Genomic DNA, 22,488 nt, shown 5'->3' with positions numbered 1-22,488 from the left:
TTCTCTTTATTTACCATCTCATGGAATACATTGGCGGCAGTGGTCACATCAAAGGAGTCTCCCTCAATCTTGTCAAAGAACTCCTGGAAAATACCTTTATTTAAAATAACCCTACCAGGGCCATAGTTCATATCCAGGCTGTTTAACCAGCCCTGGGTCATCAGGCCCCCTAGTATAGGTCGGGTGTCGATCAGCAGTGTTTTCATACCACTGCGAGCGGCGGCAACTGCGGCGGCTACCCCCTCGGGGTCCCCACCGACAACTACAACCTGGTAGGAGTCAGTTAATTCCGGATAGTTTACAGGTGTCACCCGGTTACTGGCACTGCTGCAATCTGGTATAATCAGCCAGGCCAAACCGGTAACCAGGATTGTGGCACACAATGAAAGCAGGATATAGTGCCACTTCTTTTTGCGAATCATTTTTCCTTACCACCTTCTCTCTGTGTTATTAAATGTGCTTATATGGGCTTTGTTGGAAGCCAACTGCCGGACCCATTATCTGAGCCCTGCTGGTTGCCGCTGTTAGTTGGTACTTTGGTCTCCTCAGAACCGATTTGGTTCTCAGCAGAGCCTGGTACCGGCTGAACTATAATCTCAACATTAGCTGGTTTTTGTCCATCGGTATTCTTAGAGTCTTTTTTACCGTCAGTTTGATTGGCAGCCGAACCAGTTTGGTTGGTTTTTGGATCAGTCTTTTTGCCATCGGTCTGCTTATTATCAGTCTGCTTGTTATCGGTCTGCTTTGTTTCAGTTCCGTTGCCGGGCAGATAATCGACTTTATTCTCGGCACTGGCTTGCTGTGTGGTATTTTGTGGCGCCTTAGTATTGACCGTTTCTTCACCCAGCACTACATCAAAGACCTTGCCCTCTTGAATCATGGATTTAGCGACGTTTTTGGCCTGGGCCGGATCGATGCTCCAGTAGCTAATCCCATCCATATCCAGGAATTTGCCGGGCATAGTTTGGGAAACAATCTCAACATTGCTCAAATTCTGGGCCGCCCGGGCCAGTGACACCATATCGGTAAGACCCAGGTTTGTGTCAATATACTTGTTAATAGTAGGAACCAGCTTAGGAAGCTTGGTAATAGTGGAGGGCTGCATCATTTCTTTAGCCAGGGCCTTCAGAAACTTCTGCTGACGCTCGGTCCTGGTTACATCCCCCAGGGCATCGCTTCTAAAGCGCACATACTGCAGAGCCTTATTTCCATCTAATTTTTGAACCCCAGGCTGCAGATCAATTTTTCTTAAATCCGGTTCATCAAAGGGATCGTAATAATACATTCTCTTTTCAACATCCAGGGTAACTCCGCCAATGACGTCCACAATGTCCCTGAAGCCCCGGACATTGGTAACTACATAATTATCTATATCCACACCCACCAGGTCGGATACTGTCTTCATTACTAATTCAGGCCCGCCATATACGTTGGCTGAGTTGATCTTATCATAGCCATGGCCGGGTATTTTAACCCGGGTATCCCTGGGCATGGAAAGCAAGGCTACACGGTTGTGCTCCTTGTCATAGCTGACCAGCATGATGGTGTCCGTACGGGTATTTTTTTCCCCCTCCCGGGCATCAACCCCCATTAAGAGGAAATTCATATGGTCCTTCATGACTACTTCTTTCTCTTTGTTTTCATCACTGGAGTCCAGAATATCAAACGGGTTGTTGTTAAATATATACTGGTTAGCTAGCACATAACCGACACCCAGCATTAAAACCAAAAGGGAACAAAATACTATAAAGGGACCTTTTTTTAATCTTCTACGTGGTTTATGATCCAACTTTAACCACCCCTCTAATAAACAAAATGACATACATAGGTATTGTACACTTTTAAAATGCAACTTTCAATGTGCAAAAACAGGCTATTGAATATCAAAGCCACCTTTACACATAATTATTACCTGGGTTGTGGCGGTAAAACCGCGTCCGTCTGCTCTAGGAACCATCAACAGGTGGTTGGCCGGGACAGCCTGGTTGGCCAGGACATTGCCGCCACTGGTCATATTCAAGATGCCGCTGGTGCTGGGGTCTACAGCCACAGCCTTGCCCGAGCGCAAAACAAACTCAGTCCCACCATGACCCGCAAAGGTTTGACCTGCCTGAACCGTTATTACTTCCCAGCCCCCGGTATTTTGGGAGGTTTGCTGCTTGATTTTGTCATCTACATATTTCTGGACATAGCTTTGGGTAACCAGCGGATCAGTGCTGCTGCCCGGGTCCCCTTGTCCAGCTCCAGCAAGGCCTTTAAAGGCCAGCAAAGCTATCAAGGTTAATAGCGCTATAATAAACAGCTTGGGTTTGTCCTTAAATTTTGTCACTAACTTACCTCCCAATAGTTTTTCTAATATATAAAATTCGACAGATTGCTTGGTATCCCTGCATTTATTGCCTTAGTAATATAGACGGAAAATAGCGGCAAAATGTAACACCCCTGTGGAAAAATTTACAGGGGTGTTACATTTTAAATAAGTATCTTTTTAAAACTAATCCGGCAAACTTTGGCAAAACCAGCTGGCGCCTCCAACGATGGGGCTCCTTAATAAGACGTCCCAACCACTCCAACTGAAGCTTCTGTAGTACCGGGGAAACTCGCTGAACCCTTCCGGCGATGACATCTAAGCTGCCGCCAACTCCTATGGAAACAGGGACTCCCATCTCATCCTTGTACTTGGCTATCCACTGCTCTTGCCTTGGCATACCCAAAGCCACAAAAAGCAGTTCCGGTTTGGCAGCCTTTATCAGTCGGACTACTTCGTCTTCTTCATGGCTCATAAAATAACCGTGATGTATTCCAACAATCTTCAAGCCTGGATATTTATCTGCCAGGTTTTTGGCCGCCTCTTCAGCTACCCCGGGAGCCGAACCAAGTAAAAAGATGCCCCAGCCACCCTTTGCCGCGACTGGCATCAAATTTAACATCAGATCTATGCCTGTTACCCTCTCTTCCACCGGGACACCTGCCATCTTGCAGGCCCAGACAATACCTGTACCATCGGGGGTTACCAGTTCCGATTTGTTAACCAATTCTAGGAGGTTACCCTCCTCCTGGGCGCGGTATAGATATTCAGGATTTAGGGTAACTACCTGGTTAACCTCTCCGGAAGAGACCATTTCAGAAATCCGCTTCACCGTAGCCTGCATATTTAAATTATCTATCTGGGCCCCTAGTAGGGAAATGCGCACCTTCTATCACCCTCAAAAATTTTTTAGTAATTTTTTCCATTTAGTATGTCATATCCATGGCTAACACCATATATTAATTTTAGCTTAAGCTGAATTGTTCACAGAAAGAGGAGGCTCTCAACATATGGAAGGGTATTTAGCAAACCCTGAGTCAATAGCTGCCATTATTCCTGACTATCAAGATAATGGTGATGTATCAATTATTATTTACCGGGATGGAAGTAAAGAAACTGTCTTGCAAAAAGTTCGCAGTGTCGTTAATAAGCTGGCCAAACACCACTGTGCCGATCTTAAGCTGCTCAAAAAGAAAGCTGCGGATATACTAGGGAAAAAGATTTTTTGCCCTATAATCCTAGGCTCCGAATTAGTTCTGATACCAGTTAAAGTTCGAAAGCCCCGAATTGAGGGGGATAATACTTTAGCCTACATTAATCTATATTCTGTAAAAAACACCTCTGTATCAAAGAATCCGCCCTTTAAGACCCTGGTCCAGTTAGAAAGAGGTCTTTCCGTGGAAAGTTACTGGTCTATCAGCACCCTGACTAGCAAAATAAATCACGCAGGTTTGGCCAGTAAAACCCTTTTAAATCAATTGCCTTGGACACAAAAAAACAGAGCAACATCCGTAGAATTAACAGACGTTGCCAAAAGACTAATGGAGCTATGTTGTGAGCTTGTTAAATCGCGGAATGCATGATAAATGCCTTAGCCTTTAAACAGTTGCTTACACTTCTGTGCAATTAGAATCTGTTTTTCCAAAGCTTCAATTGCTATGTCAAGCTGTTCCATACTCATCTCAGAAACCTTTGCAGTTCCTAAAGCAGACTTAATGAAATACTCAGACTCAGATGGCTGGTATCCTTCTTTGACTAATTTTAACTTAAGTACTTCAATTCTTTCCAACTTATTATTTAGTAAACTTTCTTGTTCTGATGGAAAACCGGTCAGAGCTTTATGATAAAAACTCAATGCTGATTTCCTCCCCCGGCACCGATATTAGCATTATATGGGTATTCGGTAACCCGGCAGCCATAGATAAACCTTAGGCCCGTGGTTTTGCGTCCCAACCTTTCGGCAGGTTTGCCTTTATCGGAACCTGAAATTTTAGCATTACTCACTTCGACAAAAACTGTGTTTTTCCTTTAGCATTTCGTAATTCATTTAAATTTTATAAAAAATATTTCTTAAAGCTTACTAAGCAATTGTGAACGCTGCTGCTTCTTAGTTTGTCGGTATGTTTCCCTGGCCTTATCCGCTATATCGGTGGAATAACCATAGCTCGTTAATTCATTTTCCGCCCGGGCAATTGCTGCATACACCCTGGCATCACATTCGGCCTCCATACCTTCTACTAAACCTATATATTTTTGGGCCAGAGCTTTTTTAGACATAGTAATCTGCCCAGACTCAATTTTTTCATATTCCTTCTTAGCTGCGGCAATATAACTGTTTATCTTACCATTATATTCCCCTTGTAGCGACTGCATCTTTTGCACTAGCCTTGCCTCAAGTTCTCCCTGTGATGGGACACTCGCAGCAGTTTCACCAGCATCGAAGTCTTGGCCCCCGGGCGAGTTTTTCTTCTCCTGCTGGGCCATTTGTTCTTTTAGTTCAACAACCTCGGGCAAGTTCCCAAACCTTTCATTTGAAAGGAGTTCTTTTTTCTGTTCTGCCTTATCCTTTGCGTCCATCATAGATTCAGTATTTAAAAAACTGTATTTAAAATAATATAATCCCGAGAGCAAGAGCACCCCGATTATAGCTACAATTATAAGCACCTTTTTTATTGTCCTCACCACCTCTTATTTATACTTTTCCACAGGGCAGACCAAAAACCTTTTCTTTTTTTAATGCTGCTTCTACCCTTAGGAAAAGGCAGCACTTCATGATTTTCTATCGTCTCCCCCCTAATAACCTTTAGGGGGTTTTCCTCAAAAAGCAGTTTAGCATTATCCTCGCTCGACAGTTGTGCTGTGACTAGCCTAGCCTCTTTTAGCTTTAATGGCCGTTTAATGGGATGATGGGCATCGGAAGCCACAAAATGCACCCAGCCATGTTTTAATATTTCCTTTGTAAAATTCTGAACACCGGAACCAAAATCTCCGGTTATACTGCCTGATGTTATCTGAACCAAGCAACCCTTTTCAAGCATTTTAAATAGTAATTGGGGATTTTCTATAATTTCCTTATTGCGCTCAGGATGAGCAATTATCGGCCTTATGCCCTTTAACATACATTCAAAGACCACTTGTCCTGTGTTTGGCGGAACTGAACTTAGGGGTAACTCCACCAGCAAATATTTACCCTGGTCACATAATGAAAGAAGTTGTCTATCAGCTACCTTAGCGGCTATATTGGGTTCCAGCCTTATTTCCAGACCCGGATATATATCTAAAGCTATTCCCTCCATGTTTAACCTATGCTTAAAAGCTTCCATCACCGGAACTACATCTTTTCTCTCATTATAAAAAACCCCGGAGATACAGTGGGGAGTGGCAATTACTGCTGTTACACCTTCTTTTACGGCGGTTCTGGCCATTTCTAAGCTTAATTCCATAGATTCCGGACCATCATCGAGGCAAGGTAAGATATGGCAGTGAATGTCAATCATTTTCATTCCTCTGACTTCAATATTTAAGTAAACCAGTATATAAAGTAGACCCTGCACTAAACAGGGTCTACTTTATATATTAAATTGAGCTAGCTGCTAGTTAAGTGGGATAAATATCTTGCTGGTCTCGATTGTTAACTCCATCAAGGAAATAATGGTTTTAAATTTCTCTTGATCATCTGTTAGCTCAGAAACCAAGTAGGACTTCACCAAACGCAGATCATTACCTGTTAAGGTGGCAAACTCTTTCTCTGCAATGATTTGCCTGATTAATTTTTTGAATTCACTGTCGGTATCCCTTGGAGTAGAGTACTGTGTTTTAAGGGTTTCAAAGGCAGTTTCGGCAGCATCCTTTATTGCGTCATGTTTTCCGTTCCTTAATTCCTTTAAAGCTGCTTCAAATAAATCAGCTTCATAATTTGACTCTCTAACTAGATACTTACCTACTAAAATATTATCATATAGGTCGGTAATATAGTCGTATACAGCCTGCTGGTTTATTCCCTGAGAAATTAATCTATCCAGCTCTGTTCTAAAAGCTTGCTTTAGCTCATTGATTTTACTGCTAATCAGCGCCCGGCTTTCCACCACGTTGTCCTTACCAATATCAGCCAAGACCCGAATAGCAGCAATAGATATTCTCATTTGGCTTTCAGTAATGTTTGAATTGATCACATTCTCAAAGGCCTTTGCCAGGCCGGTATCCTTAAGGGCCTGAAGGATCTCTTCATCGGTACGCAGCTTTAAGGTGTCCTTGTATTCCCTTAATTTTTCCCAGTCTTCTTGACTAATGTTTGCTAAAGCTTCTTCTATCGCATCTAAGATAGCAAACAGATTGTTGGCGGGGATTGCTACAGGTGCTGTTGTTATTGTAACCTTGTCAGATTTTTTAGAGGAAAACTTATTCTTATTGATGGTCACAACCTGATAGGAATACTTATAGCCAGCTGCCAGACCTGTATCAGTAAGCAATAGATTAGGTGTTGTACCAACAAGCTTTGAGCCATCTCTGTAGAGCTTATAGGTATAAGCACCTGTCACGGAAGTCCAGGACAAATCTACACTACTCTTATTAACATTAGCTGCACTTAGCTTAGGTGCTGCGACCTTTTTGGAAACAGCCACAGGGCTTAGAGTTGTCTTAAAGGTAATATTATTACCATTAATGGTAGCCTCGCGGTAATCCCACACCTGCTCACCATTGTTATAGTGGTAGGCTGCTGCATCGGCTGCCAGAAGGTTTGCAGGCAAGGGCAGTGTTATCGAAACCTCTTTACCTTCCATACCGGCTAAGGTAATGTCAAGTCCTAAGAAAGGAACATCATCTGTGGGTTTGATGTTGTCTGCCACTTCAGTAACTGTAAGGCTCACAGACTCACCGTTTGCTGCAAAATCCAGCACCAGGGGGATAGTTTGTCCCGAAGGTAAAGTAACATTGGCGTTAACCTTAACTGTTCCGGTTAAGGTACCCAGGGAAACGGGAACACCCGGAGTTACTTCCTTATCAATAACGATAGGTCCGGGCGGTGTCACTGGGCCACCGCCACCACCACCGCCACCACCACCGCCGCCACCACCGCCGCCACCGCTAGTAGCGGAAACGGTAAACTTGGCCTTGAAGTTAGGAATGCTGTGTTTCCCTGCAGCCCCAACTACTAGGGAACTGGTCAATATTTCGGGCTCTTGATCTGCTGCCTCTGGATCATACACCCTTACGGTGTAGGTGTGGTTAGGTAAAACCGAGATGGTGTATTTACCTGTAGCCCCTGTTTTTGTTATAAAAGTAGGGTTAGTTGTAAAGGTCAGCATAGCATTTTTAACAGTATTGCCTTTAGCATCAACTAAGGTTCCAGTAAGTATAGCGGCCTGAACCATCTCTAACTTGATAGAAACTACCTGGTTTTGGTTCAAGGTTACACTACCCTGGAAGGCTACTGCCTCTTCATTTGAAGCTGTTATGTCATATTTACCCTCTGGCAAACTTAGCTTGAAGGACCCATTAGCATCTGTTTGAGCTTCTTTAACTACTTCAATACTACCAGCAGCAAATACTTTTATTGCTGCGTTAGCTACATTTTTACCTTCAAAGGTCACTGTACCTTCCACAGCACTGGTAACAGCCTGCTTTTTAGCCAAAGCCCTATCCAACGCTACAACAGCTTCCGCACGGGTAATGCTCTTGGCTGGCTGGAAGGTGTTATCAGGAAAACCGGCCATTAGACCACTATTAACCACTGCACCCACACTGCCGCGGGCCCAGTCCTGGATCATATTGTTGTCCGAGTACTTATCTAGGCCTGCTTCAGTAGACTCCAACTTTAACAGTCTTACCAGGATACTAGCAACTTCCTGCCGTGAAATGGACTGTTCAGGTTTGAAAGTGCCGTCACTGTAGCCGCCAATATAGCCTGCTGCCTTAGCCGCTACAACATCACCATAATACCATTGTCCACCTACTACATCAGTAAATTCTAAAGCCACATTTTGGTTGGGAATACTAAAGGCCCTATTTAGCAAGGCGACAAATTCAGCCCTGGTAACCTGGGCATCTGGCTTAAAGGTCCCGTCCTGGTATCCTCCAGCTAGACCATTTGTTGCCCACTTGTTTACCTGGTTTTCAGCCCAGTGGCCGTTCATGTCCGAAAACCCGGCTGCAAATGCATTGCCGGTTAAGCTAACCAGCAGGCATAAGCATAGCAACATCGAAATACATGCTTTTTTCTTCACCCCTGAATCCCCCTCTTTTTAATCCCTTCTTAAATTGATATTTAAGCTCCCACATTAAATAGCATCATTACTCACTATATGTATTTATAGCCTTTAGCTATCTAATGTCCAGGAAATTCTTTAAAATCACTACAGCTTCAGCCCGGGTGGCATTATCGGCAGGGGCAAAGGCTAGACCTTCAGCTACTGGTTTCCCTTTGATAATTTGATAATTATAGGCTTCTGCTGCTGCTTGCTGGGCCCACTCATCTATGTAAGACCAATCAACAAAGGCTTTTATTGGCTCAACCTCACTCTTCACGGGATAACCCTTGTACCTTAAGGCATTACTAATCATAGCTGCCATCTCTTGTCTGGTAATTGCTGCCTGGGGAACAAACATATCATTTCCTTTTCCCTTTGCCAGCCCAGCTTTATATGCCTTGGCAACACTGGAATAATACCAAGCATCTTTACTAACATCATTAAAAGAAATATCTTCCTGTTCGCTAATGGCCAATACATTTGTCAGCATGGCAGCAAATTCTGCCCTGGTAACCTGGGAATCTGGGGCAAACAGGTCGGGAGTTGCTCCATTTATGTAGCCCCTATCTGCCATATACTGTATATCATTGGCGGCCCAATGACCCCCTATGTCCTTAAACTTCTTGCTTTGGGCAATTTCTGTCACCTTCTCAAGTAAGGCAAACTTGCCAAAGGATGAAGCTTCAAAGGCAATGGCATTTGTTTCAGAATTGTAGACACCTGCCACAACCTCCCAGGTCGAGTTAGCAGCATCATAGAAACAAACATTTAATGTTCCATTGGCAGCACCCTCCTTATATGAAGATAATGAAAGAGGCATAGAAAGCTTAATACTTCTATTAAAATTAATTTCTTTCAAATTATTTTCTGCATCTATGGCCCCTGCAGAAAACTCATTGATACTCCCTGCCAACCTTAAGCCGTCTTGACCTTCCAACAGCTTATTGGCCTCCATGCCAGTAATTTCCTTAAGGCTTATGATTAAGCTATAATCCGAATTATTAATCAACTGGTCAAAATTAATAGCTGAATATTCCAGTGATACTGTGGCATTGCCAAATATCACATTCAAGGGCTTCTTAGCAGCTTTTAACTCTTTAACCTGTGAAGGCGAAAGGACAATATATTGTTTTCCCTTAGCATCTACGGAAGCAAGATTGCTAGTGTACTTTACAGCAAATTCCTCAACCCCGCTGACCGCACCACCACCTGCCGCACCTGGTGTAGTTGGCTTTGACAGTTCATTTTTTACTAAGTCCCCCAGTGTCTTAAGTGAGTCCGGGATTTCTCCTTTTTTAGCCTTGGCAATATCGCTATCAGAAAAACTATATAGCACGGCTTCGGTCATTTTTGGGTTTTCCAACAAAGTAGAACTTGCCGCATCTAATATATTTTGATTGGTCAATTCTTTACCCGAAAGGCTATCCACCACCTGCCGTACAAAGCTATCCACTTCAGCTGCGTTAACTTTATCCGTTGCAGTAAGCTTGTCTACTACTTCTTTATAAGCCGGTTCATTTTTTATACTCTGAACTGCCTCTTCCATAGTAGCCGCCAGCACCTGTGGGGCAAACAAAAGCTGTCCCGATAGTACAATTGTAGTAGCTATTGCGCCTAATGTTTTTTTCATTTTCCCTCTCCTTTTCACGCCATACAATGAGGTCTTTATCCTTTACTACCCTTTTTCTTCTTATCGTTACCCTCTCCATAATAATAATAATAATAGTAATAGTCCTGACTTTCCTGTTCCACCATATTAAGAACGGTACCAAGTATTCTAGCCTTACCGTTAAGAAGCATTTCTTTTACCCTCTGGGCTCCCTCTATCCTGGCAATACCCGATCCAACCACTAAAATCACCCCATCTACCTGGGGGGCTAGCAATGCAGCATCGGTCACAGCAATAACAGGTGGTGAATCGAAAATGATAATATCAGCATAGCCAGTTAGCTTTTTGATCATAGAGGACATTCGCTGGGAACCCAACATTTCAGCCGGGTTCGGAGGGATCGGACCGGTAGTCAATACCCGCAAGTTATCCATAGGGGTTGGCTGCAAAATCTTTTCGACCTCTTCATCGCCAATAAGTAAATTTGTCAATCCAACCATGTTTTCTAATCCCCATAACTTATACTGGGTTGGCTTACGCATATCTGTATCCACTATAATGACACTCTTGCCAGACTGGGCAAAGGCAACGGCCAAATTTGCAGTAGTTACAGATTTCCCTTCACCTGGCCCGGAGCTGGTAAGCAGTATTGTTTTGATCTCTTTATCCACTGCCGCAAACTGTACATTGGTCCTTAATATGCGATACATTTCTGCAATGGGTGATTTAGGTTTTTCCAGTACCACTAGTTTACCGTTAGCCATCATCAGTCTCCTTATTCATCAATCTTCGGTATCGCTCCCAGTACAGGAAGTCCTAAATGTCTTTTAACATCTTCACTGGTTTTTATGGTTCTATCCAAAAATTCAAGCAAAAACACCAATCCCAGTGCTATCATCAACCCAACCACACCGGCAATAAGGATATTCAGCTTCTTATTTGGTTTGACGGGGTTACTGGGTGTCACTGCCAGGTCAATAACATTGACATTGTCAACCTTCATAATTTCAACAACCTTACCCATAAATACCGCTGCTGTGTAGTTGGCCAGCCTAGCTGCCCGCTCAGGGTCTATATCTTCAACGGTAATGCTTATTAACTGGGTATCTTTTACCGGCTTAACGTCAATTTTTTGGCTAAGCTGCTCGGGTGTAAAGCTAAGCTTTTCAGCTTCTATTACCTTCTCTGTAATAGTCCGGCTTTTTGCGATTTGGCTATAGGTTTTAACCAGTTGATTAGCAGTTAAAATATCATTATATTGCAGCATCATGGCATTTTGCCCTTCGTAGGTCTTACCTACCATCAGTGTGGTATGAGCCTCATATCTCGGGGTTAAAACAAAGAAGCTTATTATGCCGCTGGTAAGCATAGCAATCAAAGGTAGTGCAATTAATATCCATTTACCCTTTTTTATTATGCGCCAGATATCCCTTAGATCAATTACCTCAAAGTCATCCCTTTGATCAGTTCTATCTCCGTTCAAGCTGAAAACTCCTTTAGCTATAGGCTGATTTTAAACTACTCACCATAACCCTTCGGGTTATTTATCTGCCAATTCCAAGTGTGAGCACACATTTCTTCAATGCCCCTCTTTGCTACCCATTCCAGTTCATTTTTGGCCTTTTCGGGATTTGCATAGCACATGGCAATATCACCGGGTCGACGATCTACAACTTTATATGGAACCGTCCTACCGGAGGCCCTTTCGAAGGCCTTGATCATCTCAAGGACACTGTATCCTATTCCTGTACCAAGATTATAGGTATAGATACCCGTTGTCCGCACTATTTTCTCCAAGGCTCTCAAATGACCTATAGCTAGATCAACTACGTGAATATAATCCCTGACTCCGGTACCATCGGGCGTAGGATAATCACTGCCAAACACTCTGAGTTCTTTCAATTTCCCCACTGCAACCTGTGATATATATGGCATAAGATTATTTGGAATACCTTCCGGGTCCTCACCGATAAGTCCACTCTCATGTGCTCCAATGGGGTTGAAGTAGCGCAGTAAAGCAATACTCCATTTCTCATCAGATATATAAAGATCCCTTAATATATCCTCAATCATTAGCTTTGTCCGGCCATAAGGGTTTGTGGCACTTAAGGGAAAATCCTCTGAGATGGGTACAGTTTCTGGGTTACCATACACAGTAGCAGAGGAACTAAACACCAGCCTCTTTACACCGTATTTTTGCATAACCTCACAAAGAGTTAGGGTACCAGTGATATTATTGTGATAATAACGCAAGGGTATCTCTACAGACTCCCCCACAGCCTTAAGCCCGGCAAAATGGATTACTGCCTCTATCCGGTTTTCAGAAAAGACCTTGTCCAGCCCTTCTTTATCTAAAACATCAACGTTATAAAACACAAATTCTTGGCCGGCAATCTCCTTGATACGCTCTAAAGAACCTGGTTTACTATTGGAAAGATTATCAATAACTACAACACTTTGCCCCTGATTAAGCAATTCAACACAAGTATGACTTCCAATGTAGCCAGCTCCACCTGTAACCAATATCGCCACTAGGTTACCCCCCAGTACTATTTTGATTTAAGTTTAGATATTCCCTGTCTACACTTGAAAGTGTGCGTCATCGCACACCCACCAAGACTCGCTATAGAATGGTTGGTTTAACCTCTAATAGTGGAGTTTATGATTTATATTCATTCTATAGTCAAAACTATATTACCTTTGTATCGTTTTGTTTATTTGTCGACAAATTCTATCATAATGTAACTTAATGCAACAATATATGACGCTATATCCTGTCTTCAGGTAACTAATATGGCCATCCTACTCTATTTGATAATTATTTCCTATTCCTAATTATATATTATTTCACTTGGATTAAAAGTTGGTTTTCAAAACTTTTTGCATAGAAACCATAGGCTAGTCTTTATATATAGCCTTGAAACATTCACAGCAACTTTTTAAGCCTTATCCCAAAATTGTAGCAGTATATCTTTTTGGTTTTTATGCTGAAAACATTGCCCTTGCCAGAGATGTAGATTTAGCTGTATTAACTTCACCCAGTAAATCTTTATATGGAGCTATACCCTAACCTGACAGATGTTTTTGCGCAGCAAAATGAATTACGCCTCTATCTCATTTTCAGAGAATACCTTGTCAAAGATACTAACCTTGACAATCCCTCGCTAATTTACATCAATAATGCCATTTGTGCTCCTCCATCTAATGCCGTATCATAACGGTAAAACCCGGTCTCCATTTGTTCTGCTTTCATTACCTCTTTCCCATAGGCATTGCGTAATTGCAAGCTGTACACAACTGGAAAATGCTGAAGAATACTGTCCTGTTTATGGGCTGTTAGACAGATTAGTTGAATCTTATTAGATCTTGCCACTTGAAAGACCGTCTCTAATATATGAGGAGAAGAAGCTCTGCCAAAGGGGTTATCAGCCACAATAACTTTCCAAACCTTCCTAGTCCCTTGGGTCTGCTGGCGAATATGACTTATCATAATCATAAACATAGTAATATAGATACTATACTCCTCCCCACCGGACCATCGACAAACTTCATCCCAGGGGGAATAGTCTAATTTGTAATGACGAACAATAGATTCTTTCCTAGGTTTGTATACCGTTACACGGCAATCCTCAATGGGTGCTACCACTTGTATTAGATTACGTGTTTTCAGCAGCTCCTCCATGCGACGATCCATTTCATCATCATCTAAACCCTCTTGTTTCCACTTCTGCAGATCCTTAAGCACCTGTTGTAAGTAGTGGTGCATTCTTTCGTATGCTTCTTGATCCTCCACTACCTTCCAGTCCATTCTTATAACTTGAATATCTCGCTCATATATTTTTACCTGAGAATTTTTTTGAATTTCCATAATGCTATCGTAAATTGTTCTGGCCCGTCTCAAACAGAGGTCTATTAGTATTGCTTGATTCTTTTCCCTTTCATTTAATATAAGTTGATAGTGTTCTAGATATTTATCTAACCCTTCAAATATACGTAAGAACTGTGTTTCCACAAAGTCATAATCATAAATTCTATGGTTATCCATTATTACATTAACATCACGGATAAACTGCTTAATTTTAGGGTTATCCGTAGACTCCAGTTTGCGTAAGTAATCTTGAAATCTACGCCCAACCACTTCCTGTTGCTCACGCAATCTCTCGTTAATAATTTTAATTTCCTTGTCACACCGACGAACCACTGTCTTAGGCTTAGCTTTATAATCTTCCCATTCCATATCAGTCAAGGGTTCTATCTTATGCCACCATTTATTAAACGAACTTTCATCTATATCTGCAACCATTTCATATGCTTCTTTATTTTCACTTCGCCATTCATAATTATCTTTAATAGCTTGGTCCAGCTTACTGAGTTCCTCTTGTAATCTTTTAAGCTCTTCTACTATAGCTTTAAATTCTAGAGTGTAGTTAATCTCTGAAAACCCAAGATATGGCTCACGGTTAAAATTATCCTTAATTCTTTTTACTCTATCCTCCAATACACTCAGAATCGAACCAGCAGCACTTTCTGCTTCTTGCCACTTTTCTTTTAACTGATCATATTGCTGTTTTTGTTCCGTGGTTAACTTTTCTGCCTGCTTAACTTCATCGACAGAAACCCATCTTTGGTTTAGCTTGAGCCACTGTTCCTCTAAACCGGTGCCCTCGATTATTGTCCATGCATCCTGTTCCCTTTCCTGGGCTTTTCGCAACAGTTCGTCCACGTAATTCCGGCTGCTCTGCTTCGTCTTCAATTCTTCTATGACAGCATCTACTTCTGCTTTTAAAGCTTCATAGCTGGATGCCACTTCTACAAGCTGGGATATCTTTTCTAACTGATAATGTCGGAAATCTTCTTCATGTGTCGCCTTCAGCCTTTTACTCTCACTTAAACTCTGCTTTATGTCAGGCATTAAGTTATAATTATTCGTCCTTTGCTGTTCCATAAATTTAATTACATCACCTATGGCTGACAATTCAGATCGATATTTTTCTTTCTCTTCGCTCTTCCCAGGATACAAGCTATAATCTTGCAGATAATCCTGCAACTTTAGGATTATATCGTTTTCATTTCTTTTATCATTTTGTAACTTAATAAATTCTTGCTGTTTCTGCCCTAACTGCTGCTTTAACTCTTCTTTATGCTTTTTACCAGCCTCTGTAGCTTCGGCCAATTTCTTTATCTGTTCTTGATATTCTTTCTCTTCAACATGCAATTTTTCAATAAGCTGCTCGTTATACTGTTGATAGAAAGCTTTAACCCGTTCCCTAATTTGCACATACTTATCTTCTTCATTAATTAAGTTCTGAACAATATTTTTTGCATCGGCAAGTTGCTGTTCCATATCTTCTTTATACTTCTGCAACTCATCCTTTGACGTAAAGATACTGTGGGATTGGGGCTGATAGAAAATTAGTTCTTCACCCAAGGGTAAAAACTGTTCGTTTTCCATGCTGACCCGTCGCAAACTCTCCTTACTTTTCACTAAAAACAGAAGTGGTATATCCCTCGACCAGTCTTTCGCTTGCTTCATTGCGTATTTAACCGCATTAGCTTGATTTTGTTCAATTATTATAGTGTATGGTATTAGAGGTTGATGCTTTAAATAAGCTTCTTTTTCCACTTTATTTAATTGCTGATTTGCAAGCCATTCACTACCCAACAATACATATATATCTTTTTTCTGTAGGTATTGTTTAATTTTTAACAGTTCCCTGTGAGGTATATAATAATCTTTATCTTCCAGCAACACCCACTTCTCTTCTAGGTTTGCCAACCGAGCTTGTTCCACTACGCGATTCTCTTGAGCTCTGCGCAGTTTATCCTGGGCCCAAAACCAAACCCTCTCTTTTTCTTGCAATAATGATTTTGTATAAAATTCATTTTCCGCGAGCAAACTGCCTAGCTTCTCTTGTTCCCCCTCATACTGCTCTATCTTTTCATCTACAGCTTTGGCAAGGGATTGTAATTGTATGCTTTCGTTCTCCCATTGCGATATATTACTGTCTAGCCCTTCCTGTTGCTTACTTATACTATCTATCTCGGATTTCGTTATTTGCTCAGTGGTTTCTAAATTAGCTAACATCTCTTCATGGGTACTAATTGCTTTTTCCGGTTCAATTACCTCTGCCTGAGAAACATGCTTCAGTAATCTTTCTTGGTGACTATAAAACTGGTCAAGCCATGCCTCAACCTTGGCTAGGCTTCCTTGCACATTCGTTTCCTGCCCTCTACTTTCAGAAAGCTCAGTCTCCAGTTGTTTATTTTCATTCTGCAGATTTTTATATTCCTGCTCTTTTTCGTTTACCTGCTTCTGCAATAATGCCTTTTTCACTTCCCAAGCACCGCGCAGTTGAGTTTTCTTCTCTTTTAATTCTCGTTGCAGCTCTGGTTGATCCTTATCCATTACATCTAGTTGAGCTTGATATTTTATAACATCCTGCTTAGCATAAATTACTTTATTATAAAAATGCAGTGCCCTAACAATATTCTCAGTTTCTTTCGCCTGTTGCCACAGTTGTTCTTGTCCATCCCGGGAGATACTAATTTCATCTACTTGTTTCCGCGCATTTTTATATTCCAGATGTTTTTGAAAAACACTATAGCTCTCTTTCTGCCAGCGCAGGTCTTTTAATTGGTCTTCTTTCCTCTTCTTAGATTCTTCCAATTCTTCAGCTAGATTCTCTGCATTATCTTTAAAACAGGTAAAGGTTTTAGCCAGCACAACAAGTTCTTTGCTTTTATTGCTCTGCTCCTGCTGTATATCATCTAAATTTTTTACCTCTTCAACCAGTCCTTCAGCATTCTCTCTAATTGCATCAAAATCCTTAAGGTTCTTTTTAATCTGCGGTATCTCGATTAGCATATTGCGATACTCACTGAAGGCGTTAACCAACTCATTCTTTTTTCTTTCACTTTGAAAAACCATATCCTCAACACTAGGGATAAGGAGGTTGTCCATCAACTGCTGGGTGGTTTTACTCTTTTCAAAAAATTTGTCCACCCCTCCTTCAGAACCATTGGTATCGCGAATATTCTTCCACTCTTCAGGCAAAATTTGATAATACCTTAATCGTTCTTGATAAGTATTCTTATGTTCTATTACCTGAACATGATTTTTAGTTTCTTCTTTTAAGTAATCCTTCAACTGCACATAGCTGATGGGGTGTTTCATACCCTGCTCATCTTCATTAACCAGCGGCAGTGTTTTAATATTTAGTCCAGAAAGTTCCTGGTATTCAAATAAATAATTAAAGTACCGAATGCTTTGATCATTATTTAATCCACTGGTAAAACAAAAGCCCGTGCATAAATAATGCCTTTGTTCACCGGTATCATCTAAAAGCCACTCTACCACTACATGGCCAGTATACCTATTAGACAGCAATAAATCAGAAACTTTTCTGCCGCCCATTCTCTCATTAGGTAAGATGGTTTGAATAATCAACTGTATAAGTAGCGTTTTCCCACCACCATTGGCCAGCAGAATTACGGTATCTAAACCATTAGCATCCACCATGATGTCGGGCAACTGTTTTTTACCGTTATCATACTGAATGTTAGTCACCCTAACACGGGTAATCCGTGGCATAGTATCTCTCCTTTATTCTTTCACCTTTAGTGACAGGGGGCGGGATAAAAGCTCCAAGAGCATCTCTTTACGCTGACTGTGAAAATAATATTTTACAACCAAGTGCTCCATTTTAGGTAAAATTCTAATTTCCCTGTCCTCCAGTATTTGTACCAAGCCCTCTTCTTCTAAAAACCTCATCACCCGTAATAAAAAGCTTACCCGGTTGTTTCTGGCACTCTTCAAATTCTTAACACTATCATCAAAGGCAGGCATATCCTGCCATGTTTCAGAAACAGTACGCAAATTAATCTGGTACTTCTCTTCCTGTAATTCAACCTCTTCTGGTTCAGATTCCAGCACGGTGTTCACATGTTCAGTTACTGTTTCCTCTAGCTCTTCTAATGGTACAAATTGCCGAGAGGTCAATGACTGATCCTCGCTGTTATAGAATTTAGCTAGAAAACATAAAATTACAAAGTAAGCCAAGTAAAGCTCACTATTGTTACGCAGCTTCATCTGTTCTCTTAATTCGGCATTTTTATAGCCAAATAAGCTGTTAGCCACCCCGGGAGTTAGATAAATATTACCCCCCGCAGCAAATATTTTCACTTCTGCTTCCAGTTCAATTACCTCTTCCAGTACTTGTCTAACTTCATTGCGCTGGTAGGCATAATGATAGTCACGTTCATTTTCATCTATCACACCATTATGTAATAGCCTTGTAAAAATGCGAAAGGCCCACATCACATCATCCTTATGCCATTCCATCTTTATCTCTCCTTGTGACAATAAAATCAGACATCACATAACCGTTGGGCAAATATATCACTTCTCCAGTTGCTACTAATTCAACGGCATTCAGCCCATGTATGTCAGGATGTTCCCCTGCAATTTTTACCAACACCCTGGGCAAATCATCTAGGGAGTAGGTTTCTAACTCCCAACTGGCAAGTATGGGTATCTTACCTAACTGATGCAGTTGAATAAGTAAGGGGTAAAAGTTCATTTTATTAATTAACCCTTGAAACTTATCCGGTTCACTTTTACTTATATCCTCCATTAATTCACTAATCTTAACTTCCTGCTGTTGTATCAACGGTCTTAATAGCATTAATAAGTGGGCTTCTAAATCCCGTTCCCGTTCTAACTGTTGTTGCAATTCCTTTTCTTCTTCTCGCCTTATTAACTCTTCTTCCAATTCCCACAACTCTTGTTCTGATAGATTATTCTCCGCAGCTGTTTTTAAGGGCTGCTCTAAAAACACCCTGCCGGGATGAAAAAAGGGACGTCGTTTAATCGGCAGTATCGGATCCAGTACCTTTTTCAGAATATCCATACTCAGATTTTTCTGAACCACAGGCCTTAAAAACTCTGTTTCGAAGTTAACCTTGGTATTAAAGGCTGATATAATCATTGATTCAATGCTTTGATTCATCAGTTTTTGAATGCGTATCTTATCAGTAAATAAAGATTCATGTTCAGATATTACATCTAAAAGCTTGCGTTTAATTTGCATCACTTTATTAATTGCTATTTCTTCTTTTTCCGTTAAGCTGCCAGTATTTAATTGCTCCATAGTATATTCAATTAACTCTTCTAATTCTGCAAAAACCTTCTTCTCCCGATTCAACTGCTCGTTTATTCGGTCAATTTGTTTTTCCAGCTCCTGTTCACGGGCCACCTGTAATACGTCGCGAATTATTCTTTCTTGTAACTTTTTAATTTTATTTTTCTCATTTTTTACAGCCAAGGAAAGTTCCTCAACCGAACGGAGGGCGCCATCAAAGACTCCCTTCTGGATTTGCTGCCTTAAGTATAGTTGGGTAATAGAAACCTGCAGCTCATTATACAGTTCCTTTGTTTTAAACAGCAGTTCCAACCCATCTGTGGAAAGCTTTAATCGAACTATTTTATCTTTAATTTGATATTCTTCCAGTTCAAGCAAATGGAACTTATGGCTCTTTTCTGCCCCTGTTTGCAAATCCGGGTAGGTATAAGTATGGGGGCGGCCCCGGTTCATAAGCCCTTCCCGGACAAGGTATTGAGTAATTTCAATTGCTAAATCATAAGTTATCTTCTCTTTAAATTTGCTGTTAATTAAGTCTTGCAAAAAATAAGCAATTTTTTCATAGGTGCAATCCTTTTTGCCCCTCAGCATATCTTCTAAAACATATAGCATTATAGCAACGCCCAAAGGTACTGGGGGGTATGGATATTTTGTTTTTTGATTTAATTCTAGGATGGGAAAGAAAGCAGCAATGTTACGCATCCTTTCCTCAAACCCTTCAAAAATCTCTTGAAACCATTTCACTTTATTTCCACCCTTAATAGCTTAATCAGATAATTCATTTAACAATTGGTAGTTTAAACCTTCCTGGGGCAAATATAAATTGCACCTCAGCATTTTAGATATCGCCTCTGATGCATCGGTTGAAAAGTGTGTTAAAAAAGCTTGTACAGCTTCCTCAGAAATCTTTTGTTCTTTTTTAATCGGTCGGGCCACATGCAAATATTTATTAATCAGTGCTTCGTAGAAAAAAACAAAAGGCTTAATATCTACCCACTCTTGCCTTTGCAGTTCATACCAAATTAAAACACCTTCTAAATCTAAATCCCCGAAATAATAAAAGATTGCATTGCTGTTTTTGTATTCTTCCAGCTCCCAGAAGAATGAAAAACTTTTTTCTATTTTTTTACCTTCTCCGTAGATAAGAAGAGAAAACGATGTCTTTGACCACGAGTAAATTCCTTTTTGAAAAAGCTTCTTTAAGGAAAAGAATGTATCTTTATTCTCTACTATTAACACATTGACTTCCTGTGCAGATCTGTTTTGTCTTTGAAAGTAAAAGAAAGGCTCATAAGTGGGGTAACATTGCAAGTCTTCTAGTGTTAAACCAACCCGCTGCAAAAAATTGCGACCTTGCTTGGAAAGAAGCCATTTTTCATCGTGAAAGATTTGAAAGGAACGTTCGTTGACTGTTATGGCAGGCAATTCAGTAAGGGCAATGTTTTGTTGTAGAAATTTATTAAGAGCAGTTAAATAGAATTTATCTTCTTGGTATGCTGACTTATGATTGAAGTAATATGAAACCTTTATCGCTGGATGATATTGCGTTGAAAGTAGTTGTATCAATGCAGCATCCAAATTATCCTCCTGCAAAATCACCTGATACCCATTATACAAAGCAGGCTGCTTACCATTTTGTTTCCATGATTTTACCGGTTGAATAACCCCTTCTTGTACCAGTGACTCAATGACTTTATTAAAGGAATTATAACCTCCACACTTACCCCAATACTCATCCAGTCCTAGCTTATCTATTACATATTTTTCTATGTCTTTAGTTTCGATGCGCCTCTTTTTTGAGGCTATTAACATTAAATAGTTATATATCATATCCTTCATTTGCATCACCTTAAACTGTTCATTGGTATATTAAAACTTCAATTAATTATCCTAGCATCTTTCCACACATTTCCTGATTATCCCTCCTAAAAAACCTCCAAAAGTCAGTTTTTATCGGGAAAAATATTAAATACCGGAGACCTTTAACCTTTCCTATTTTAGTATAAAAAAAACCATCACCGGTTAAGGTGATGAGCTCAATCCGACCAAAGATATTAACTTTGACCCCAAAAAGCAACTATGATCATGAAAGAAAAGAAAAAACTACAAATCATAATTATTGTAAAAAATGTCCTCAGCTGTCCAAAATTCACACATTTGCCCGGCCACGGTTTCAATATCTTTGCTCTTAAATACCTTCTACTTTGAATTCCTAAAAAGTCTTGTATCTCCTCCCGAGTTCTAGCCGTTCTACAAAACTCCAATATTTCTCTGGTCCTATCAACTTGGTCACTAGAGTTAGGAAGAAACGGAATAATTGTCTAAATACATCACCTTCAACGAATGTTGGCTCAGCCCCTGAATAAATATTATTGTATTTATAAATATTTCTAACTCCAGATCCAAGCTCTTCTACCCCGCCGATCTCCTTAAAGAACTTAAGTAGCCCCCCAACAATTCTATTAATAACGCATCGATAGCACTAGGTTACCCTCCATAACAAAAATAATTTAACTAAGTTAATCTAGATCAGATCCTCTACTTTAATCTTCAGACCCTCAAAAACACCAACATTGGCAATACCCTTCTCTATATAAATTTCTGGCATATCATATTCCCCATTATCTCTCAATCTAAAAATCATTACTTGTTTGTTTTGAGGATTAATAATCCAGTATTCCCGAACTCCATGCTTCTCGTAAAGGTGTAACTTTTTCACGTAGTCCATAGAAGGGGCGGAAGGCGAAGAAATCTCAACAATCCAGTCAGGTGCTCCTAGGCAATACTTTGCCTTGATTTTACTTTTGTCACAAACAACTAGAAGATCGGGCTGAACTACAGTTGAGCAATTATCTTCATCTTCCTCTTTACCTTTTAAAAGTACATCATAAGGAGAATAAAAAACCATACAATCATTTTCAAAAGTTCTCAAGTAACTCTTAATGATAAAGAACAAATTGCCACTAATGAGTTGATGCTCTGTAGAAGGGGCTGGAGACAAGGCGTAAGCTACCCCCTCTATTAGTTCCCATTGTTTATCCATAGGCCACTGTTTATAGTCTTGATAACTATATCTCTGATGCTTACCAGGTATTACAGCCATCTCACCCTCTCCTTACTATACCCTGTGCTATCAGTAATTTAGTTTCTATTATAATAGGAACCTTTGTTTTAAAAGAAATA

19 protein-coding genes and 1 riboswitch are annotated in these 22,488 nt (G+C 40.5%); of the genes, 2 read left to right on the top strand and 17 right to left on the bottom strand.

The genetic code is table 11. The features are described from left to right. From P6N53_RS06580 to P6N53_RS06565, 4 genes are all read right to left on the bottom strand, one after another. Positions 1 to 422 (bottom strand): FAD-dependent oxidoreductase (locus P6N53_RS06580; RefSeq protein ID WP_304542007.1); only part of this gene is annotated, 422 nt, incomplete at its 3' end. A gap of 38 nt (positions 423 to 460) precedes the next feature. Continuing rightward, positions 461 to 1,789 carry an LCP family protein gene (locus P6N53_RS06575; RefSeq protein ID WP_304542006.1) on the bottom strand — a complete coding sequence of 443 codons (1,329 nt, stop codon included), beginning with the start codon at positions 1,787 to 1,789 and terminating at the stop codon, positions 461 to 463. 84 nt (positions 1,790 to 1,873) lie between these two features. Continuing rightward, entirely contained in the window at positions 1,874 to 2,329 is a 456-nt protein-coding gene (locus P6N53_RS06570) for a hypothetical protein (protein WP_304542005.1), read from the bottom strand. Positions 2,330 to 2,465: 136 nt separating this feature from the next. Then, on the bottom strand, positions 2,466 to 3,194 hold the full coding sequence (locus P6N53_RS06565) for a WecB/TagA/CpsF family glycosyltransferase (RefSeq protein ID WP_304542004.1): 729 nt from the start codon (positions 3,192 to 3,194) through the stop codon (positions 2,466 to 2,468). 124 nt (positions 3,195 to 3,318) lie between these two features. Here P6N53_RS06565 and P6N53_RS06560 point away from each other — a divergent pair, with 124 nt between their 5' ends. Next, positions 3,319 to 3,891 (top strand): hypothetical protein, encoded by a 573-nt coding sequence (locus P6N53_RS06560; protein ID WP_304542003.1) that lies wholly within the window; start codon positions 3,319 to 3,321, stop codon positions 3,889 to 3,891. Between the two features lie 8 nt (positions 3,892 to 3,899). Here P6N53_RS06560 and P6N53_RS06555 read toward each other — a convergent pair whose 3' ends face one another. The 8 genes from P6N53_RS06555 to galE all read right to left on the bottom strand — a co-directional run bounded on the left by P6N53_RS06555 (position 3,900) and on the right by galE (position 12,697). Further along, positions 3,900 to 4,163 carry a hypothetical protein gene (locus P6N53_RS06555; protein WP_304542002.1) on the bottom strand — a complete coding sequence of 88 codons (264 nt, stop codon included), beginning with the start codon at positions 4,161 to 4,163 and terminating at the stop codon, positions 3,900 to 3,902. Positions 4,164 to 4,207: 44 nt separating this feature from the next. Then, positions 4,208 to 4,289, bottom strand: a riboswitch (cyclic di-GMP riboswitch). 89 nt (positions 4,290 to 4,378) lie between these two features. Next, positions 4,379 to 4,972, bottom strand: coding sequence for a hypothetical protein (locus tag P6N53_RS06550; protein ID WP_304542001.1), 594 nt, complete (start codon positions 4,970 to 4,972; stop codon positions 4,379 to 4,381). 14 nt (positions 4,973 to 4,986) lie between these two features. Then, on the bottom strand, positions 4,987 to 5,811 hold the full coding sequence (locus P6N53_RS06545; protein WP_304542000.1) for a tyrosine-protein phosphatase: 825 nt from the start codon (positions 5,809 to 5,811) through the stop codon (positions 4,987 to 4,989). Between the two features lie 90 nt (positions 5,812 to 5,901). Continuing rightward, a complete protein-coding gene (locus P6N53_RS06540; RefSeq protein ID WP_304541999.1) occupies positions 5,902 to 8,532 on the bottom strand; it encodes an S-layer homology domain-containing protein in 2,631 nt (876 codons plus the stop codon). Positions 8,533 to 8,629: 97 nt separating this feature from the next. Beyond that, a complete protein-coding gene (locus P6N53_RS06535) occupies positions 8,630 to 10,186 on the bottom strand; it encodes an S-layer homology domain-containing protein (protein WP_304541998.1) in 1,557 nt (518 codons plus the stop codon). A 35-nt stretch (positions 10,187 to 10,221) separates the two neighbouring features. After that, complete coding sequence (locus P6N53_RS06530) at positions 10,222 to 10,929, bottom strand: CpsD/CapB family tyrosine-protein kinase (protein ID WP_308447260.1); 708 nt, start codon at positions 10,927 to 10,929, stop codon at positions 10,222 to 10,224. 11 nt (positions 10,930 to 10,940) lie between these two features. Next, the gene (locus tag P6N53_RS06525; RefSeq protein WP_304541996.1) at positions 10,941 to 11,648 is read right to left on the bottom strand and encodes a YveK family protein; all 708 of its coding nucleotides are present in this window, start codon (positions 11,646 to 11,648) and stop codon (positions 10,941 to 10,943) included. 35 nt (positions 11,649 to 11,683) lie between these two features. Then, positions 11,684 to 12,697 (bottom strand): UDP-glucose 4-epimerase GalE, encoded by a 1,014-nt coding sequence (gene galE, locus P6N53_RS06520; protein WP_304541995.1) that lies wholly within the window; start codon positions 12,695 to 12,697, stop codon positions 11,684 to 11,686. A gap of 385 nt (positions 12,698 to 13,082) precedes the next feature. Here galE and P6N53_RS18735 point away from each other — a divergent pair, with 385 nt between their 5' ends. Beyond that, positions 13,083 to 13,235, top strand: coding sequence for a nucleotidyltransferase domain-containing protein (locus P6N53_RS18735; RefSeq protein WP_373323013.1), 153 nt, complete (start codon positions 13,083 to 13,085; stop codon positions 13,233 to 13,235). Positions 13,236 to 13,334: 99 nt separating this feature from the next. Here the strand turns inward: P6N53_RS18735 and P6N53_RS06515 are convergent, their stop codons facing one another. From P6N53_RS06515 to P6N53_RS06495, 5 genes are all read right to left on the bottom strand, one after another. Further along, positions 13,335 to 17,756: a coiled-coil domain-containing protein gene (locus P6N53_RS06515; protein WP_304541994.1), complete on the bottom strand. Its 4,422-nt coding sequence runs from the start codon at positions 17,754 to 17,756 to the stop codon at positions 13,335 to 13,337. Positions 17,757 to 17,768: 12 nt separating this feature from the next. Continuing rightward, entirely contained in the window at positions 17,769 to 18,506 is a 738-nt protein-coding gene (locus tag P6N53_RS06510) for a DUF6063 family protein (RefSeq protein ID WP_304541993.1), read from the bottom strand. Beyond that, the gene (locus tag P6N53_RS06505) at positions 18,493 to 20,049 is read right to left on the bottom strand and encodes a hypothetical protein (RefSeq protein ID WP_304541992.1); all 1,557 of its coding nucleotides are present in this window, start codon (positions 20,047 to 20,049) and stop codon (positions 18,493 to 18,495) included. Before P6N53_RS06505 ends, P6N53_RS06510 begins: the two co-directional genes overlap by 14 nt. A 21-nt stretch (positions 20,050 to 20,070) precedes the next feature. Next, positions 20,071 to 21,144, bottom strand: a complete 1,074-nt coding sequence (locus P6N53_RS06500) for a Wadjet anti-phage system protein JetD domain-containing protein (RefSeq protein WP_304541991.1) — start codon at positions 21,142 to 21,144, stop codon at positions 20,071 to 20,073. Between the two features lie 685 nt (positions 21,145 to 21,829). Continuing rightward, on the bottom strand, positions 21,830 to 22,408 hold the full coding sequence (locus tag P6N53_RS06495) for a Uma2 family endonuclease (RefSeq protein ID WP_304541990.1): 579 nt from the start codon (positions 22,406 to 22,408) through the stop codon (positions 21,830 to 21,832). Positions 22,409 to 22,488: the final 80 nt, after the last annotated feature.

This window comes from Desulforamulus aquiferis (assembly GCF_030577015.1).
GTDB lineage: Bacteria > Bacillota > Desulfotomaculia > Desulfotomaculales > Desulfotomaculaceae > Desulfotomaculum > Desulfotomaculum aquiferis.
The sequence above is the reverse complement of the archived record's forward strand: the minus strand, read 5'-3'. Positions and strand labels throughout refer to the sequence as shown.

Excerpts from the sequence above, each read along its gene's own strand:
- P6N53_RS06535 (WP_304541998.1), bottom strand. The coding sequence starts at position 10,186 with ATGAAAAAAACATTAGGCGCAATAGCTACTACAATTGTACTATCGGGA.
- P6N53_RS06560 (WP_304542003.1), top strand. The coding sequence starts at position 3,319 with ATGGAAGGGTATTTAGCAAACCCTGAGTCAATAGCTGCCATTATTCCT.
- P6N53_RS06545 (WP_304542000.1), bottom strand. The coding sequence starts at position 5,811 with ATGAAAATGATTGACATTCACTGCCATATCTTACCTTGCCTCGATGAT.
- P6N53_RS06500 (WP_304541991.1), bottom strand. The coding sequence starts at position 21,144 with ATGAAGGATATGATATATAACTATTTAATGTTAATAGCCTCAAAAAAG.
- P6N53_RS06515 (WP_304541994.1), bottom strand. The coding sequence starts at position 17,756 with ATGCCACGGATTACCCGTGTTAGGGTGACTAACATTCAGTATGATAAC.
- P6N53_RS06495 (WP_304541990.1), bottom strand. The coding sequence starts at position 22,408 with ATGGCTGTAATACCTGGTAAGCATCAGAGATATAGTTATCAAGACTAT.
- P6N53_RS06510 (WP_304541993.1), bottom strand. The coding sequence starts at position 18,506 with ATGGAATGGCATAAGGATGATGTGATGTGGGCCTTTCGCATTTTTACA.
- P6N53_RS06530 (WP_308447260.1), bottom strand. The coding sequence starts at position 10,929 with ATGGCTAACGGTAAACTAGTGGTACTGGAAAAACCTAAATCACCCATT.